Source organism: Clostridium sp. C8, assembly GCF_001010885.1.
Lineage (GTDB): Bacteria > Bacillota > Clostridia > Clostridiales > Clostridiaceae > Clostridium > Clostridium sartagoforme.
Window position 1 is genome coordinate 1 of the sequence record NZ_LBMX01000103.1, and the last position, 16,814, is coordinate 16,814.

The 16,814-nt window shown below is 30.0% G+C and carries 18 protein-coding genes; 7 read left to right on the top strand and 11 right to left on the bottom strand.

The features are described 5' to 3' along the window. Positions 1-313: 313 nt before the first annotated feature. From AAT22_RS16405 to AAT22_RS16420, 4 genes are all read right to left on the bottom strand, one after another. The gene (locus AAT22_RS16405) at positions 314-532 is read right to left on the bottom strand and encodes a helix-turn-helix domain-containing protein (protein WP_207642019.1); all 219 of its coding nucleotides are present in this window, start codon (positions 530-532) and stop codon (positions 314-316) included. 80 nt (positions 533-612) lie between these two features. Next, the gene (locus tag AAT22_RS16410; RefSeq protein WP_047002042.1) at positions 613-1,011 is read right to left on the bottom strand and encodes a sigma-70 family RNA polymerase sigma factor; all 399 of its coding nucleotides are present in this window, start codon (positions 1,009-1,011) and stop codon (positions 613-615) included. 746 nt (positions 1,012-1,757) lie between these two features. Next, entirely contained in the window at positions 1,758-2,042 is a 285-nt protein-coding gene (locus tag AAT22_RS16415) for a YHS domain-containing protein (protein WP_084820799.1), read from the bottom strand. A 95-nt stretch (positions 2,043-2,137) separates the two neighbouring features. Further along, a complete protein-coding gene (locus tag AAT22_RS16420) occupies positions 2,138-2,368 on the bottom strand; it encodes a cation transporter (RefSeq protein ID WP_047002044.1) in 231 nt (76 codons plus the stop codon). Between the two features lie 199 nt (positions 2,369-2,567). Between AAT22_RS16420 and AAT22_RS16425 the strand changes: the two genes are divergently transcribed. The 3 genes from AAT22_RS16425 to AAT22_RS16430 all read left to right on the top strand — a co-directional run bounded on the left by AAT22_RS16425 (position 2,568) and on the right by AAT22_RS16430 (position 5,292). Beyond that, positions 2,568-3,251 carry a TIGR01906 family membrane protein gene (locus AAT22_RS16425; protein WP_047002045.1) on the top strand — a complete coding sequence of 228 codons (684 nt, stop codon included), beginning with the start codon at positions 2,568-2,570 and terminating at the stop codon, positions 3,249-3,251. Between the two features lie 151 nt (positions 3,252-3,402). After that, complete coding sequence (locus tag AAT22_RS18890) at positions 3,403-3,570, top strand: aspartyl-phosphate phosphatase Spo0E family protein (RefSeq protein WP_164880547.1); 168 nt, start codon at positions 3,403-3,405, stop codon at positions 3,568-3,570. A 27-nt stretch (positions 3,571-3,597) separates the two neighbouring features. Next, positions 3,598-5,292, top strand: a complete 1,695-nt coding sequence (locus AAT22_RS16430; RefSeq protein ID WP_047002046.1) for a methyl-accepting chemotaxis protein — start codon at positions 3,598-3,600, stop codon at positions 5,290-5,292. A gap of 115 nt (positions 5,293-5,407) precedes the next feature. Here the strand turns inward: AAT22_RS16430 and AAT22_RS16435 are convergent, their stop codons facing one another. Together AAT22_RS16435 and AAT22_RS16440 are read right to left on the bottom strand one after the other, a co-directional pair. Continuing rightward, on the bottom strand, positions 5,408-6,577 hold the full coding sequence (locus tag AAT22_RS16435; RefSeq protein WP_047002047.1) for a M23 family metallopeptidase: 1,170 nt from the start codon (positions 6,575-6,577) through the stop codon (positions 5,408-5,410). A gap of 116 nt (positions 6,578-6,693) precedes the next feature. Further along, positions 6,694-6,990 carry a hypothetical protein gene (locus AAT22_RS16440; RefSeq protein WP_047002048.1) on the bottom strand — a complete coding sequence of 99 codons (297 nt, stop codon included), beginning with the start codon at positions 6,988-6,990 and terminating at the stop codon, positions 6,694-6,696. A 249-nt stretch (positions 6,991-7,239) separates the two neighbouring features. On the opposite strand from AAT22_RS16440, the gene AAT22_RS16445 reads away from it, so the two are divergent. The 3 genes from AAT22_RS16445 (at position 7,240) to AAT22_RS16455 (ending at position 9,711) form a co-directional block, all read left to right on the top strand. Continuing rightward, a complete protein-coding gene (locus tag AAT22_RS16445) occupies positions 7,240-7,491 on the top strand; it encodes an SHOCT domain-containing protein (protein WP_047002049.1) in 252 nt (83 codons plus the stop codon). Positions 7,492-7,566: 75 nt separating this feature from the next. Further along, positions 7,567-8,265, top strand: coding sequence for a response regulator transcription factor (locus AAT22_RS16450; protein ID WP_047002050.1), 699 nt, complete (start codon positions 7,567-7,569; stop codon positions 8,263-8,265). A gap of 45 nt (positions 8,266-8,310) precedes the next feature. Continuing rightward, positions 8,311-9,711, top strand: coding sequence for a HAMP domain-containing sensor histidine kinase (locus AAT22_RS16455; protein ID WP_047002051.1), 1,401 nt, complete (start codon positions 8,311-8,313; stop codon positions 9,709-9,711). Positions 9,712-9,886: 175 nt separating this feature from the next. Here the strand turns inward: AAT22_RS16455 and AAT22_RS16460 are convergent, their stop codons facing one another. Beyond that, positions 9,887-10,132 (bottom strand): SHOCT domain-containing protein, encoded by a 246-nt coding sequence (locus tag AAT22_RS16460; RefSeq protein WP_047002052.1) that lies wholly within the window; start codon positions 10,130-10,132, stop codon positions 9,887-9,889. A 39-nt stretch (positions 10,133-10,171) separates the two neighbouring features. Continuing rightward, positions 10,172-11,611: a multicopper oxidase domain-containing protein gene (locus tag AAT22_RS16465; RefSeq protein ID WP_052953996.1), complete on the bottom strand. Its 1,440-nt coding sequence runs from the start codon at positions 11,609-11,611 to the stop codon at positions 10,172-10,174. Between the two features lie 206 nt (positions 11,612-11,817). Between AAT22_RS16465 and AAT22_RS18655 the strand changes: the two genes are divergently transcribed. Then, entirely contained in the window at positions 11,818-13,050 is a 1,233-nt protein-coding gene (locus AAT22_RS18655; protein WP_052953997.1) for an HD-GYP domain-containing protein, read from the top strand. A gap of 22 nt (positions 13,051-13,072) precedes the next feature. On the opposite strand, the gene AAT22_RS16475 is transcribed toward AAT22_RS18655, so the two are convergent. From AAT22_RS16475 to AAT22_RS16485, 3 genes are all read right to left on the bottom strand, one after another. Beyond that, positions 13,073-13,759 carry a GGDEF domain-containing protein gene (locus tag AAT22_RS16475; RefSeq protein WP_047002053.1) on the bottom strand — a complete coding sequence of 229 codons (687 nt, stop codon included), beginning with the start codon at positions 13,757-13,759 and terminating at the stop codon, positions 13,073-13,075. A gap of 183 nt (positions 13,760-13,942) precedes the next feature. Continuing rightward, complete coding sequence (locus AAT22_RS16480; protein WP_047002054.1) at positions 13,943-16,249, bottom strand: class I SAM-dependent methyltransferase; 2,307 nt, start codon at positions 16,247-16,249, stop codon at positions 13,943-13,945. Positions 16,250-16,323: 74 nt separating this feature from the next. Continuing rightward, on the bottom strand, positions 16,324-16,707 hold the full coding sequence (locus AAT22_RS16485; protein WP_047002055.1) for a hypothetical protein: 384 nt from the start codon (positions 16,705-16,707) through the stop codon (positions 16,324-16,326). Positions 16,708-16,814: the final 107 nt, after the last annotated feature.

Genomic DNA, 16,814 nt, shown 5'->3' on the forward strand with positions numbered 1-16,814 from the left:
CTTATCTTAGCATTTATATGCCGCTTTCCCAATGGGACCACATAAGTAAAGTATCTGGAGTACTGAGCTATATATTTTTCAAAGAACATTTCAAATCCATTAAATTCCTTACTACCATCAGAAACTTCAGGAATTATCTAATTCGGAATAGTTTTGGATTAATATCCTTAAAAGCTATTACATAAAGTAAATTGTGTTTTCTTCACCAAAAAAGCAACCAACCTTAAAATATTTTTATATAATTTATTATGAAAATAGCCCAAGTCAGTAAAATCAGCTGCTGGGCTATAATCCAAATAATTATGTTTTTTAATTACTTCTTTCTATTAGTGTATCTTTCCATATCAAATCTTCTAATACATAGGACAAACTCAATCATTAAATTTTGTTTACAGTCTTCAAAAAATGCTCCATCTCGGATGGAAAGCTTATTGATTAATGGCTCATACCTCTTAATCAATTCCTCCTCTGCTTTTCTATCTCCTCTTTGGGACAGTGAAATTAAATGAGCTGTTTCCATAATATCGTACATATCTATTTCTCCCTTCTGTGAAAATTTAATGTATTTCAACAGAAGGGGGAGGGGCACGGATATGTACCAGTATAAATAACTTAGCTTTTCATTCGATTTTTAAGTTTACTTAATATTTTCTTCTTTGACTTCGTTAAGGCTTGCCTTGTAACACCAAATTTCCTAGCAATTTGCTCATCAGTGTTCTCCTCAAAGAATTTCATAAACAATAACTCTTTTTCATTCTTGCTAAGCAAGCTTACCGCTTTAGATAGCAAGTCATCTTCCAGATACCATTCCAAATATACTACGCTGTTTGATGTAATGGTGGGTATAAAATTCATTTCTTCCCAAGTATCAACACTATCGATACTTACTACACTGCAAATATTTCTAAAATACTTACCAAAGTAGTTCTGTGATGTAGAATATAGAGCTGATTTAACATAACTACTAAAACCCTTTTCAATATCCTGTAACAGTTCATCATTTTTTCCCATGTTAAAAACTCCTTTCTATAAAGTAAATTGTTTATGAGTATCAAAAAAAGCAACCAAGAGTAAAAATTTCTTTTAAATACTCAAAGTAACAGCTGCAACACTTTTGCAATTATTGATAAAATCCAGGAAAACGCAAAAAGCCATATAGTATGTGAAAACCACACTATATGGCTGATTGTCTTATATAATTATGTAGTAAATGTATAAGCCGTTACTAATCTTATGAATACAAGTTAAAAGAACATAAAGTTACCGAAATTTTACTAGAAGTTATTCAGTAACAGTTTCAATAGCTTAGATGTTTTGAATATTAAAATAGTGTAGATATTTTAGTATTGGTAAACAATAGCATATTATATGCATAAATCTTCCAAAAGCTTCTTTATAAATTCATTATTCTGTATTACCATAGACTTAATATTTAACTTAGTTTAAAGCAGATATTGAAATTAAATAAGACTTTAAGGTTTATAAGGCAAAACAGGTACGCTCTTAGGCTTTTTAGGAAAAGAAAAGGTACTGCTTCAAAATGATTTTTCAAATTCTTTTGAAGCAGTACCTTATTATTATATTAAATGCTGTTTAAATAATATTATGTTTATTTCATATAAATATTGTTACTCAGATTTACAATTAACAAACTTTTTTCTTCAATAACCTTCAATCAAATAAAACTATTAAATAACTAACTAATCTTCTATCATAGCTGATTCATAATACATTTTGCATTTACCTTATAATTTCCATTAACTTTCTCTTCTAATAAATTCTTTTCTACAGGACTCACTGCAGAAGTAATAGGTTTGCCCATTAATTGTTTGTTTTATTGCAGTATCAGGATTTACTGTCATGCCGCATATTGGGTCTTTCACAGCATTCAATTGGTTTGTTTGCTGACTATATTCACCATTATAATTGTGCTCAGAGCCTCCGTTGCAGCATCCTCCACCGTGAGAATGTCCACTGGTTGAGTGAGTCTCATTAGAGTGTCCTCCGCAGCATCCGCCTCCTTTAACCATCATAAACACCATTAGACCTGCAAATAAAATATATATCCAGTTATTTAATATAAATTCCATTGTAAAACCCTCCTTCTATTTCTATCTTAATTGTTAAATTTAACTTTTTATTGTAATATTGTTTTCACCTTTCCACTAGTTATAGAATCATTAATAATATCACGTATCTCTTCTTTTGATATTCTATCATTCTTATATATAACTTCAATTACCTTTGTATTAATATCAATACTAAATTCTTCGACAGTTGGTATATGACTGATTGCTTTTGATGCATTTATAACACATCTATAACAAAGGATATTGTCCTCTTTAAATTTCAATGCATTTCTTTTCACTTTGATCTCCTCCTTGCTTTCTTTAATAAAAATATAACCCCAAATTGTGAAGCAATTATGGAGAAATACTTTTTGCAAAAAAGATTTATAGTTAATTCCTATGTTGAAATAGCTTTACTATAATTACTTCATACTGTCTTCATAATTCCTCTTTATAATAGTTGCTATAGACCAAAATATATCTATCGGAGGTTAACAAATGAATCACCCTAATTATGTGTATACAATTAACGGAAATACCAGAAAAGAGCATAAGATACTTCAAATATTACTTACTCTAGCTTTATCCTTATCAATAATTTTAGTATCCGTAAAGTTAACATTGATGTTCAAGCCTTTATATTATTTTGATATCCAATATCTAAACATTGAAAAACAATCAGGCTTTAGCAGAAGTGAAATAGTAGAAAATTATAATTATGTTATTAACTACTTATTAAGCCCAATTCAACAAGAATTTAAACTACCCTCTATACCTTATTCAAAGTATGGACAAATTCATTTTAAAGATGTTAAGAGAATTTTTACTTCTATAGATATGATTTTAATCATTACTGGCATATTTAGTGCTATAGGTTTAACACTTAATATCAAACGTAGAAATTTTAACTTCATTAGACAGACTTCTTTAATGCTGGTATTGCTTCCAGCAACCCTATCAGCTGCCTTAATTGTTAATTTTGATAAAGCTTTTGTAATATTTCATAAAATATTTTTTAGAAATGATTATTGGCAGTTTGACCCTGAAATAGATCCAATCATAAATATATTACCTCAAGAATTTTTCTATCATTCTGCTTTATTAATTGTTATCTTAATAATCTTAAGCATTATATTCTTAAGATTACTTCATAAAAAACTACTTTATAAGAAACAGGTCTAGAATACCTGTTTCTTATAAACATGAGTTTATTTTTATACATAAATGTATTTAGGATGCTATTTCTCCACATTTCCTCCACAATTTATATGTACACTTTTATTTTATTAAGAAATTTCATAAAATAATGTATCTACATAGGGAGGAATATGGGGTGAAATCTAACTATGATACCAGTTTACATGAAAAAATTGATTCGCTCAGACAAAAGCTTGAAAGTCTAATTCTAGAAAATAATCTTAAACAAAGCGACGAAATAGTTCAGGTGAGCCAGAAATTAGACAAGCTAATAATAATTTATTATAATCAAAAGTGTGGATAATTATATTTAATATTGGAGGAATTATATATGAAGTTTACTATTCGAAAAAAATTATTCCTTGGTTTTGGAGCTCCATTACTTCTAATGGCTCTTTTAGCAACCTTAGGATTATACGAAATAGGAGAAATAAATCATAATGTAGAAGATATGTACAAACAGGTAAATGCTGTTAACTACATAAAAGATGCCCAGTTTAATGTTGCTAGAGTACAAAGAGCTGAAAAAAATGTGCTTTTAGCTTCAACCTTAGAAGAGAAAAAAGAGCATGTAATGCATATTGATGAGGCTTACGATGAAGGGATTATTAAAAATCTTAATATGTATAAAGAGCTTCCTCATTCCAGTAACAAGGATAAAATAGATTTATTAATTGAAAATGTTAATACTGTTAGAAAAAAACAGCAAGAACTTATAGAAAAAAGTATGAACAATCAAAATGATGAAGCATTGGCTCTTTCAAATAATAATGCTAATTTATTTAAAAATATAGAAAATGAAATAGTTAATATTGCCGAAAGCAGCATTGAAGTATCTGAACAAAAGCATAATGATAGCATGAAAATCTATACTGATATAACTAAGTTCGTTATTTTAATTAGTATTATTGCTTTAGTCTTAAGCATAATCTTAACAGTTATTATATCTTCTTCTATCATTAAGCCACTACAGAAAAGTATATCTTTTGCTAGAAGCTTAGCAGATGGTGATTTAACTGATAGTCTCATATTAAAATCAAAAGATGAGCTAGGAATACTGACAAATGCATTAAATACCACGGGCATAAGACTTAAAGAAATTGTTGCTAAAATTAAAGCAACATCTTTAGAGGTTAATATAGGTAGTGATCAGCTTGCATCTGCTCTAGAAAGTGTAAGCAGCTCAACAAACGATATAGGTGCAAAAATTATAAATGTTTCAGACAATATGCAAGATATTGCCACCTCCGTGGAAGATGTAAATAGCAATCTTGAAGCTATAACGCTAAGCTCAAGTAAGGTTTCCAATCTTACAGAAGAAGCTAAGAATAATTCACTTACCTTTAGAGAGCATGCTAATAAAGGTAAACAATCTGTTGATATAACAGTTTCAGCAATAAATCATATTGAAAATGCAACAAAGGAAGTTAAAAGTACAATAAGCGATTTATATACATTATCAAATAAAATAGGTGATATAACTTCCATGATTAGTAATATTGCTAAGCAAACTAATATGTTAGCGCTAAATGCTGCTATTGAAGCTGCTAGAGCTGGCGAGCAAGGTAAGGGATTCTCTGTAGTTGCTGAACAGGTAAAAAAGCTTGCAGAAGAAAGTGCATCTGCAGCAAACAGTATAGAAAATATGATTTCTGAAGTAAAATCTAAAACAGATATTGCCGTAAAAAATATATTGATCACAGAGTCTAAAGTTAAAGAAGGTACTACAGTAGCAAATGATGCAGAAAGTCAAATTAATTTAATAATAGAAAATATGAACACCTTAGTTAGCAGCTTTGAAAAAATATTTACTCAAGTAAGCAACCAAGCTTTATCAACGGGAAATATATCACAAAATATGAACAATATAGTAAATAATGTTCAATTGTTGTCTACAGTATCCCAAGAGATAAACTCTAATATAGAGGAGCAAATAGCTGTTACAGAAGAGATTACTTCAACATCTGAAACTCTTGCTAACATGACAGAAACTCTAAATTCTATGGTTGAATATTTTAAAGTATAAGAAACAAGAATATAAAATTAATTAAAGCCTGTCGCTTTTCTAATAAAAGCTGACAGGCTTATTAAATATAGATATATATCAAAGACATATAAAAGATTAATGTATCTTTTATGTCCTACTTTCCTATAATAACGTAAGACTCAGGATTTACAGGAGTACCGTTAATTCTAACCTCGAAGTGCACGTGGGGTCCAGTTGCGTAGCCAGTTTGTCCAACTTTACCTATCATTTGTCCCTTTTTAACAGTTTGTCCTGTTGATACTAAGTTAGCTGAATTATGTGAGTAAAGTGTAGATACTCCCCCACCATGATCCACAACTATATAATTTCCATACCCGCTTGAATAGGTAGAAATAATTACTACCCCATCTGACATAGCATATATGGGTGTTCCGTTTGGTGCTCCATAATCTATTCCTGTATGCATCTTGTACTTCTTAAGTATAGGGTGCAATCTCATACCAAATGGTGATGTTACCACAGGCATTCGTCCAATATCACTAACTTTTAAAATAGGCCCCCTAGTTCCTGAATAAGATTCATTACTGCTGCTACTACCAGATGACTTAGAAGTTAAAGACCGTATCTGTGCTTCTAAATTGTTTGATTCTTGAACTTCCTGATCTAATGCTTTCTCTAATTTTTCTAAGTCTTTGTCAAGTTCTTTATAATATGTTTTCTTTTTTATATTTGCTGCATCTAGCTGGGACTTCTTATCAGATAAATCTTTCTTTAAACTTTCTAAATTAGTTTTCTTAGTCTCTAATTCTTTCTTTTTAGTCTCTATTTCAATTTGCTTAGTTTTAATTTTATTGAGTGTGGCTTTATCAAATTCTATAATCTTTTTTATGGTATCAAACTTGGATATAAAATCCGAAAAACTTTCTGAAGTCAAAATTATTTCTAAGTATCCTGTTGCGCCATTTAAATACATAGCTTTAAGTCTTTTACCATATAGTTCTTTATATGAGTTGTACTCTTCTTCTTGCAATTTTAACTTCTTCTCTACCTCAGCAACTTCCTTTTGTACAATTAAGATAGATTCATTATTTTTCCTTATCTCATCAAGAAGCTTGTCTGCATCTTTATTAATTTTATTTAGTTCTTCTAAAGTATCTTCTTTTTCTTCCTTTACATCTTCAATTTTTTCTTTAATATCATTAATAGCTTCATTTACCTTGTTTAACTCGTTTTTCTTATCAGTGACACTTTCTGCATAAGTAGTAAAAGGTATTGAAACAGTAAATAATACGGCTAGTATTACAGCTCTTATTCTTTTCTTCATTTGAACTTCCCTTTAACTTCATCCAAAAACTAAATATAAAAGCCTGCAATCTTTAAAAGCAGGCTAAATATATGAACCATATTATATTATAAATATTAACAATTTATAATGAGTAGCTATTCAACAGGTTTATTTAGCTCAAGTGCTTTAGTTTCATCCTTAGTTTCACAACAACTTGATTTTTTATTGCCACCAAACATCATTGGTATCATTCCAATCATCATTATCGGGCATAGAAATGGTACTATCTTTGACACAAAGCTTCCAGCGTTTGGACTTATTCTTGATATTAATGGTAGAAACCCTACAATAACTATAGGTAGTCCACAGCAGAGAATCATATGAAGCATATGCTTTAATGGACTATGATTATGACCTTTGTGATTTTCCTTGTTGTTTCCGTGACAATTCATAAATGTTCCTCCTGTATAATAGATAATTTTAAAATTAAATATCTTATGTTTAAATTTTATAATATTAATATAAAGACAATATGAAGAAAAATAGATTTTAATAAGGTTCATAAAATATTAACTTCTTCATAATTCCTCCATAGTTTCTCTATATAATTAGTTACATAAGAGATATTTAATTTAATCAAATGAGGAGAGCGAGTGGGTTAAAACTGCTCTGTGCTTACGACTAAAAGGAGGAATTTAATTATGTTTTGTGGTGGTTTTGGAGGATATGGTTTTGGTTCTGCAGGTCCTTTAAGTTATACCTGGATGTTCTTAGCTATGGGATTTAGATTGTTAGTATTCATAGGTTTGGTAGTTCTAGCTGTGAAACTGTTTAAAAGCTATACTAATAAATCCGAGGATAATATGAGAATACTTAATGAAAGATTTGCTAGAGGTGAAATTAGCGAAGAAGAATATATAAGAAGAAGAACAATTCTTTCACAAAAAAACTAGAGAGCTAGCTCCCTAGTTTTTTTAATAAGTATAAACTATAATAAAATCACAATATTTGTAGGTAGAGGTGACATGATGAGTAATGAATTTAAAATACTAGTTGTTGATGATGAACAAAAAATTGTAGATGTGGTTAAAGCATATCTTGAAAAGGAAGGTTTTGAAGTAGTTACAGCTAAGGACGGCGAAGAAGCTTTAAACATATTTAATAATGAAGATATTCATCTTATAGTTTTAGATTTAATGATGCCTAAAATAACTGGTGAAGAAGTGTGCAGTAAGATAAGAACCACTTCCAGTGTACCTATCATTATGCTTACTGCAAAAGCCGAGGAAGATGAAAGAATAGAAGGAATATCTATTGGAGCAGATGACTATTTAACTAAACCTTTTAGTGCACGAGAACTTGTAGTAAGAGTTAGGGCTCTCTTAAGAAGAGCCTACAGAGATGTTACCCCTATGGCAGACATTCTAACCTTTAATCACGGAGATTTAGAAGTTGATATAAAAAAAATGATAGTAAAAAAACAAGGTAAAGCTGTAGGTTTAACAACAAATGAGTTTAAGGTCTTAACAATACTCTTAACTAACCCTGGTCAAGTGTTTTCAAGAGATCAACTTGTGGAAAAGGCTTTTGGAATGGATTATGAGGGCTTTGATAGAACTGTAGACACTTATATAAAAAACATTCGCCAAAAGGTAGAAGATAATCCTAAAGACCCTATATATATAACAACTGTTTATGGAATGGGATATAAGTTTATTCCAAGCTAAGCTGTCTATCTAGGCTAGATTAGAAAAATGAAATGGAGGGAAATAATGAAAGCATCCTTAATGAAAAAGCTGTCTTTAGGTTTTCTCATTGCTGTTTTAGGCTCAATCATTTTGGCAAGCCTTATATCAAATTATACGGTAGGAAAAAAGTTTAAAGATTACTTAGTAGATGAACATAAGACAAAAGTAAATAATGCTGTAAAAATAATAGATGATGTATATAGTAATAAAAATAATCCGACAGATATTGATACTGATGAAATACAAAGGTATGCTCAGCTTCAGGAAATGTATATTGAAGTTAAAGACTTAAATAACAATACAATATACACTTCAGGAAATTCTCATTTGCAGCATAACCCCATGATGGAAAATATGATGAGAGGTATGATGCATAATTTTTCTGAAATGAATATAGGTGAATATAATGAGGAAAAGCATCCTTTGATTGTAAATAATGAAAATATAGGTACTATAATCATTGGCTATTTTGGAACCTCTTATTTATCTTCTGCATCAGTTACATTTATAAGCACCTTAAATCATTCCTTTATACTCTCAGCTATTGCAGCATTGGCTTTCGGTTTTGCTATCAGTGTAATTATCTCTAAACAACTTTCAAAACCTCTTGTTGAAATTACAGATACGGCAAATAAAATGAGAACTGGAGACCTAGAAGTAAGAGCTAACGTAAATACAAATACTAAAGAAATAGATGAGCTATCAAATTCCATTAACTATTTAGCAGAAACTTTAAAAACTCAAGAGATGCTCAGAAAAAGATTAACTTCTGATATGGCTCATGAACTTAGAACTCCGCTTACTACCCTTAAGACTCACATTGAAGCTTTTATGGATGGTATCTGGGAACCAACTACTGAAAGGTTTGAAGCTTTTTATGAAGAAATTGAAAGACTAACAAAAATGGTAGACAATCTTCGTAACTTAGCAAAGCTTGAGCAGACTAATCTAAATTTAAATAAGAGCAAAATTAACCTATCAGAGGAGTTAGAAAAAATTATAGATACTTTTAAGCCTCTTTATATTAAAGAAAATTATGAGTTAACTAGCAGCATAACCCCTGAAATAACTTCAATGGTAGATAAAGATAAATTCAAACAAATAATGAACAATCTACTCTCAAATTCTTATAAATATCTAAAACCAATGGGAAAAGTACATGTAATACTAGAAAAGAAAAATAGTAATATAGTAATCAAAGTTATAGATAATGGTATAGGAATACCAGGGAAAGATCTGCCCTTTATATTTGAACGTTTTTATAGAAGCGACTTATCAAGAAATAAAAATACTGGAGGCTCTGGCATAGGTCTTACTATTACAAAGGCTTTTGTTGAAGTACATGGCGGAAAAATATATGTAGAAAGCAAGGTAAATGAAGGTACTACATTTACTGTTGAACTTCCAAGTATAGGAGTTATGTAAAAAATTATTATTTCAAAATAGTCTTTTTCATATTTCCTACACAATTTGGTGATAATATATGTGTATAAGGTTATTAAGTTATAATACAACCTTATATAGACCTCAGTTTGATAAACATTTACTTCATAGTAAAGAGAAGATTAGTTTCTCCCAAACCAATCTTCTCTTTACTATTTTATTTACTTTCTATAGTATCCCTCATTTTTCTATATTGCTCTTCATCAATTTCTCCCCTTGCGTATCTCTGTTTCAATATTTCAATTGAATTATCGTTAATTGTTATATTGGAATTTCTTTTTCCACTGGTAGTTATTTTGTATGCTGCTATAGCAATTATAATAATAAGAACTAAAGGAATAAGCCAAAACAAACCTCCCCATGACATCATGTCATATCCACGTCCATATCTATATCCCATCATAATTTATATCATCCTTTCTATAATAAGAATATCGTTATACTATTCAACTAAAAACTGCCCCATCATTCCTAAATCTTCGTGCTCAAGTATATGGCAGTGATACATAAAAATGCCCTTATATCTAAAAGTAGTAATAGCCTTTACTGTTTCTCCTGGAGCAACAGCTATTGTATCTTTAAACCCTTGTTCATTAGCAGGTGGCTTTTTACCGTTTCTATCTAAAATTAAAAACTGAACTCCATGAGCATGAAACGGGTGCATCATATGCATAGTGTCATTTTTTATTTGCCAGATTTCTGTAGCTCCATATCTTACTCTTTCATCAATTCTATCCATATTCATTTGTTTTCCATTAATATTTACACCTCTTCCCATTCCTTGAAAAGAGAAGGTTCTAGTTACAGTTGCACTTTCAGTTGGAATTTTACTTATCTTTGTTAATTGCTTGGGTAGTATACTCGTATCATTGCTACTTTCAGTAACCTTGAAATTCATAAGATTAGCATTATTACTCTTAAGGGTAATTTTATCTCCTACTTTATATTTTGAAAAATCTACTATAATTTCTGCTCTTTCTGCAGGTGCTAAAATAAGTTCATTCGTTTCAACTGGTGCTTCTAAAAATCCTCCATCAGTAGCAATTTGATAAAACTTGTTGTTATCACTAAAGCTAAACTGATAAACTCTTGCATTTGATCCATTAAGTAATCTTAATCTTACTTTTTCAGTTTTCACATCTAAGGTAGGATTTATAGCTCCATTGATAAGAACTACATCACCTATCATACCATTCATCATATCAGCCATACTATTTGCATATACTAAGCTTCCATCACTTGAAAATCTCCTATCTTGAACAACTATTGGAATATCGTTCTCTCCATATTTTTTAGGAATATCTAAATTATTTGACACATCATCCTCTATAAGAAATAACCCAGCTAACCCTTTATATACTTGTTCACCTGTTTTATGTAATAAATGAGGATGATACCAAAGTGTTGCAGCTGGCTGATCTATAACAAAAGTTGCATTATAAGTCTCGCTGGGCATAAAAGACTGCTGCACATTGCCATCTACTCTTCCAGGAAGTTCTAAACCATGCCAATGTAGTGTAGTTGCTTCATCTAAAGAATTTGAAACTGATACATTTACCTGGTCGCCTCTTTTAACTCTAATAACTGGTCCTAAAAAATCACCATTGTACCCATAAGTCTCTGAAGATTTCCCCTTAATAAATTCCTTAGATGATTTTTGAACATTTAATCTGAAATCCGCTATGTTGTCTCCAGGGTTTAAATCCTCAAGTATAGGTGGAATTGGAAGCTTATTTTCTTCGCTAGTACTTGAAATACTTCCTTTAATAGTATTTTGAAAATTTACTCCTGCTCTTATTCTTGTTATGGCCAATACACTGTATCCAACTAGTAGGAAAACAGAAGTTATTAAGACAGTTATCCACTTATTTTTGGTTTTCAATTCTCATCCCTACTTTCATTCTTGATAAAAGTAGTTTTTACATTTTTACACTCAAATATTATCAATTAAGAAATTATAAAAGCACATTATGAAAGTTGTTTTTAACATCTATTTAAAACTAACAGTTTTCTTCATACTATCTACATAATAATTTCCTATTATTAGTAGTGAGATGCTGAATTTATATACGAGGTAAAATATAGACTATGAAGAAAGTACATTATTTAACAAAAAATTTTATAGCTTACAGCTTTATAGCATGTTTTATTACTGCCATCATGTTAATAGCATTTATAAGTTTTCATGTAAAAAAGGACAAGATATCTTCTGAACAAAAAATGATTCATTTAACTTTACATTATATAGTTGAACCTGAACTAAATGTTGAAGATTTTCAAGCCTATATATCAGAGCCAAAGAGTAACCTTTTAGATAGTAAGTTACAGCCACTTATAGAGGATGGAACTATTTCTTATGTTCGGATATGGAATAGAGAAAAAAGGCTTATTTATTCTTCTAATGATAAAAAAACTAATATTGATAATAATAGTTTAGAAAAAGCCTTAAAAAATAACATAACCTACATGATAACTAATGACAGTGGTAAAGTTATTAAATTTTATTTGCCCATCAATTACAATAATAAAACTGTGGCTACATATGAAGTAGTAAAATCCTACAGTGATATAAAATTTCATATTAGAGAATTAACAATCATTATTTCTTTAAGCATATTTTTAGGATTAATATTACTATATTTTCTTTTAATAAGAGTTATAAACAATAGCTCAAAAACCTTAATAAAGCAAAATCAGGATTTAGTAGTAAGTAAATTGGAGACTGAATTAGCATATTCAAAACTTAATGAATCTTATAAACATACTATAATTGCTCTATCTAACTCTATTGATGCAAGAGATCCCTACACTGCTGGTCATTCTGAACGTGTAGCGCGTCTTTCATTAGATATTGGTAAGGAGCTAGGCTTAAATAAGGATAAATTAGATATGTTAGAAATAGCAGCGTTGTTACATGATATTGGCAAAATAGGAATATCTGATGATATATTACATAAGACAGGCAGGCTTAATGAGTATGAATATGAAAAGATTAAAGAGCATCCTTCTATAGGTGTGAACATTTTAAAAGATATAGACTTTCTTAAAAATGCTGTCCCCTTTATACTTCATCATCATGAAAGATTTGATGGTTGTGGGTACCCATTAGGAATAAAAGGTTATGAAACACCTTTAGAAGCTAGAATAATAGCAGTTGCGGATTCTTACGATGCTATGGTTTCCGATAGACCTTATAGAAGAGGGCTTTCTCAAGATATAGCTATTTCTGAGTTAATAAAGTTTAAAAACATACAATTTGATGGATTAGTTGTGGACGCTTTCTTAAAAATAGACAACCAAAACAAAGAAGAACTAGAATAAATATGCTAGTTCTTCTTTGTTTTTAACAAGCTACAACACAATTTTTTCCTTTAGACTTAGCCTGCAGCAATGCACTATCAGATGCTTTTATCGTTTCATAAACATCACATCCGTCTTCTGGATAACTTGCTACTCCTAATGATAGTGTTATTCTTAAAAATGAGTTAGTATGTAATTTATTCATTCCTATTCTGATATTCTCAGCTATTTTCTCTGCCTTATCTTTGGAGCAATCCTTTAGTAATACTACTATCTCTTCACCTCCATATCTATAAACATCACCTTCACTATCAACTGTAGACTTAATTACTGTGCTTACATCCTTGAGTACAATATCCCCTGTTTGATGTCCATATTTATTATTAAAATCTCTAAAATTATCTATATCTATAAATATTATTGAAAACTTTTTATGTTCTTCTAATGACTTAATGTGATTGTCAAATGCTCTTCTATTATAAAGTTCGGTCAGCTTATCGGTTTCCAAGTTTGTATGCAATAATTTATTTGTTTGTTTCAAGGCAGCATATTTTTTGTAGAAGAACAGCACTATAAGATAATTTACAGCTTGGAACAGTATCCCCGTGGAAATGCAGTGAAGTGCTATTCCACCAAATAAAGGCATAATCATAAAATGATAAGCTACTCCATATATAAAACCTGTTGATATCATTGAGATAAATAAAATAACCTCTATACGATACTTCATAAATCAGTACCCTCCAAATTACTTTTAGCATTAAATCACGCTTATGTACCTAATTAGATTATATCAATTCTATATGTAGAAATTATGAAACAAATTGTAAGTATGTTGTAATATAAAAGCTTTTGTATAATGCTTAGGAGGCTTAAATCACTAAAGCCTCCTAAGTTAAATTAGCTTTTATTTTCACTTACTCTTAGAAAGAATAGCCAATGGATTAAATATAAATAATGTAATATAAATAGCTGCACCAATATATATAGTTATGCTAAACCCAAGTTTCATGGATATAATAACAGCTAAAGTTGAACCTAACACAGAGAAAATACCGTTTATCCCAATCATAAGAGGAACTATACCCTCTTCCCCTTTGAGGCTGCCAAGTTTTTTAAGTCCTGAAGGAAAAGCCATTCCCATAAGAAGTCCCATAGGTAATAAATCCAAAAATACAACTATAAATTTATACGTTGTTTGCCAATCTTTTGTAAGATTTAAAATAGAGCTTAACCCCATCTGATTTACTAAAATCATAATTCCAGCAGCTAGAATATAATAAGGTGATTTTGAAACATATTTTTCAACTATTCTATTTCCACTAATAAGGCTTCCTATGCCACTTGAAATAAGTAAGCTGAATACTATAAAACTAAAGGCTATAGAAGAACTTCCAAAGTATAACACCATCTTCTGTATAAGAGGAATTTCAACCAGCATATAAGCCACTCCTAAAGATGCAAAATACAATGATGTCTTTTTATATTCAGCCGTAGTTAAAAATTTCTTCTTAACTACTAATACTATAGTTAAGATTAAAGCTAATATGAAAATCATTTCCACAGGAATAAATTTAGAATTATTATAGAAAAATGGACTATTATCAGCAATTGGCTTGGAATTAAAGCTTATGTTGTCTATAAGCTGCTCATAAGTCATTTTTTCAGTTTTTAAAGATTTATATGGCTCTATTTCATTTCCAGGAAAGTGAATCATGTCTCTATTTTGTATACTTGCAGTATTCACTATTGAATTAATATCCTCTTGAGTAAAAGGCTTATTTCTAAATATAACTAATGGCATAGCTATTCCACTTCCATGAACTTCACTTTCTGTTTTTGTAACTCCATTTATTATAGTAAAATAGTTTGTAACATCCTTTTGTTTTATTCCTTTGTCTAATAATACTTTAATACCTGTATTCACTACCTTTATAAGGTCCTTTGAGTCATGAACCATAAAGGTTAGCTTGCCATCTTCTGATAAGTGGTTTAAATACTGATTTAATGCTTCTTCTGTAAATATATAATATTCAGCTAAAGAATACATAGTATTTTCCACGGAATTTGTCATTACCATAGATAAATATATATTATCGTACTTATCCTTGCTGTTTTCTATAAAATATCTTCCATCCTGGTTATACAAATTAACTCCTGGATAGTTATATATGTTACCGCTAAATTCTTTAAACTCATTTACAGCTGCTATAGTAGAAGGATTTATTTCTACTGCATCAATTTTTATATTTCCTCCAAGCAGTGCAAAAAGAACGTCTTTTCCTCCGCCTGAACCAATAACAAGTGATTTTTCATTCTTCCCAAAGGAGAAAGGAATATAATTAACTTCTGATTTTAATTCTTTAACTGAATCTAAGTTCCCATTAAACTTTACAATTGGAGCAGCTGCACCGCCATCAGTAACTATAAGCTTTTCATTATCACTTTTAATATCAATTACATCTGTCTTCGATATAGCATCCCATTTTGAAAATACAATTTCAGCAGGGTTCTTTGAGTTTTTATAACTTCCTATTACTGTAACAGGGCTTGTATAATAAGAGCTAAAATTCTTTCCTACAATATCTATTAAATTTCCGCTTATAAGCAGTATACTCATTACTATGAAACCAATTGAGGATATAATAGTAGTTTTTATTATTCTATAATACAGACTAATCCCTATGGCTGAAACAATTCCAAATGCAGTAACTATAATAACACTTCCTAAGAATCCAAAAGAGTTCATGAGTTTAATGATAAGAAGACTTCCGAGTCCAGCGCCTAGTAAATCCATTAAATAAAGTTTATTGCTGCTGCCTGTTCTTTCTTTAAATATAATTGAGGTTATTATACCTCCCAAAATAAACGGAAAAAGAGCAGCAGGGATGTATAACAAAAAGGTAGGGGTAAAGGGCAGGAAGTACATTAAGGCTATAGATAAAATAAAGCTTACAGGTAAAAGTACAGAAGTCCATGCCAGTATTTTTTCCATGCTTTTCTGTTTCTTAGATAATTTATAACTTATTATGGCCCCAATACCACCTCCAAGAATTGCAAAGGATACTACTATAAAAACTAAGCTGTAACTTAATATTGCTGAGAATAATCTAGTTAGCAGCGTCTCATATATAAAAAGAGACATTGCAGTAAAAAACATAGAAAGATAAATATATATTGTATTTTTATTCTTGCCATATAAACTATTATTTTGTGGCATAGTTTTTTCCTCCTCTATTATTCTTTATAGCAAAGAAGAACTAGACTGCTATGCTAGTTCTTCTTTGCAGGAAGTTATCTTCCCATCATAGAATTGTGTATATCAACCATTTCTTGTCTGCTTACTGAACCCATCATTTTAGCCATGCCTTCGTAACCATTATTTTTCATAATATCTGTCATTTGATTATATTGCTCATCTGTAATATTATTCATAAAGTTGTTCATAGAATCAAAATCCCTATTTTCCATAGCTTTAGCAGCATCTTCGAATCCATTGTTTTTCATTAAGTCAATCATTTGGTTATAAGTTCCGTTTGAGTTTATATTGTTTTGATACATCATCCCTCTGCCAAAACCAAAGTTGTTTTGAGTATTATTCTCCTTTGCATATACAGCAGTTACTGCTCCTATAGTTAATATAGCTGTTGTCATTATTACTAAAACTTTCTTCTTCATTTAGAATCTCTCCCTTTTTTGTTTGATTTTTATTTAGTTCGTTTCTATGTATATATAATAACTTTAAATTGTGGGGGAATTATGAAAGATATATTTAAATAAAAAAA

What these genes read in the sequence shown, in the direction of transcription:
- AAT22_RS16405 (WP_207642019.1), bottom strand. Translation starts at nt 532, where the DNA reads ATGTACGATATTATGGAAACAGCTCATTTAATTTCACTGTCCCAAAGA.
- AAT22_RS16410 (WP_047002042.1), bottom strand. Translation starts at nt 1,011, where the DNA reads ATGGGAAAAAATGATGAACTGTTACAGGATATTGAAAAGGGTTTTAGT.
- AAT22_RS16415 (WP_084820799.1), bottom strand. Translation starts at nt 2,042, where the DNA reads ATGGTGTTTATGATGGTTAAAGGAGGCGGATGCTGCGGAGGACACTCT.
- AAT22_RS16425 (WP_047002045.1), top strand. Translation starts at nt 2,568, where the DNA reads ATGAATCACCCTAATTATGTGTATACAATTAACGGAAATACCAGAAAA.
- AAT22_RS16430 (WP_047002046.1), top strand. Translation starts at nt 3,598, where the DNA reads ATGAAGTTTACTATTCGAAAAAAATTATTCCTTGGTTTTGGAGCTCCA.
- AAT22_RS16435 (WP_047002047.1), bottom strand. Translation starts at nt 6,577, where the DNA reads ATGAAGAAAAGAATAAGAGCTGTAATACTAGCCGTATTATTTACTGTT.
- AAT22_RS16440 (WP_047002048.1), bottom strand. Translation starts at nt 6,990, where the DNA reads ATGAATTGTCACGGAAACAACAAGGAAAATCACAAAGGTCATAATCAT.
- AAT22_RS16445 (WP_047002049.1), top strand. Translation starts at nt 7,240, where the DNA reads ATGTTTTGTGGTGGTTTTGGAGGATATGGTTTTGGTTCTGCAGGTCCT.
- AAT22_RS16450 (WP_047002050.1), top strand. Translation starts at nt 7,567, where the DNA reads ATGAGTAATGAATTTAAAATACTAGTTGTTGATGATGAACAAAAAATT.
- AAT22_RS16455 (WP_047002051.1), top strand. Translation starts at nt 8,311, where the DNA reads ATGAAAGCATCCTTAATGAAAAAGCTGTCTTTAGGTTTTCTCATTGCT.
- AAT22_RS16460 (WP_047002052.1), bottom strand. Translation starts at nt 10,132, where the DNA reads ATGATGGGATATAGATATGGACGTGGATATGACATGATGTCATGGGGA.
- AAT22_RS18655 (WP_052953997.1), top strand. Translation starts at nt 11,818, where the DNA reads ATGAAGAAAGTACATTATTTAACAAAAAATTTTATAGCTTACAGCTTT.
- AAT22_RS16475 (WP_047002053.1), bottom strand. Translation starts at nt 13,759, where the DNA reads ATGAAGTATCGTATAGAGGTTATTTTATTTATCTCAATGATATCAACA.
- AAT22_RS16480 (WP_047002054.1), bottom strand. Translation starts at nt 16,249, where the DNA reads ATGCCACAAAATAATAGTTTATATGGCAAGAATAAAAATACAATATAT.
- AAT22_RS16485 (WP_047002055.1), bottom strand. Translation starts at nt 16,707, where the DNA reads ATGAAGAAGAAAGTTTTAGTAATAATGACAACAGCTATATTAACTATA.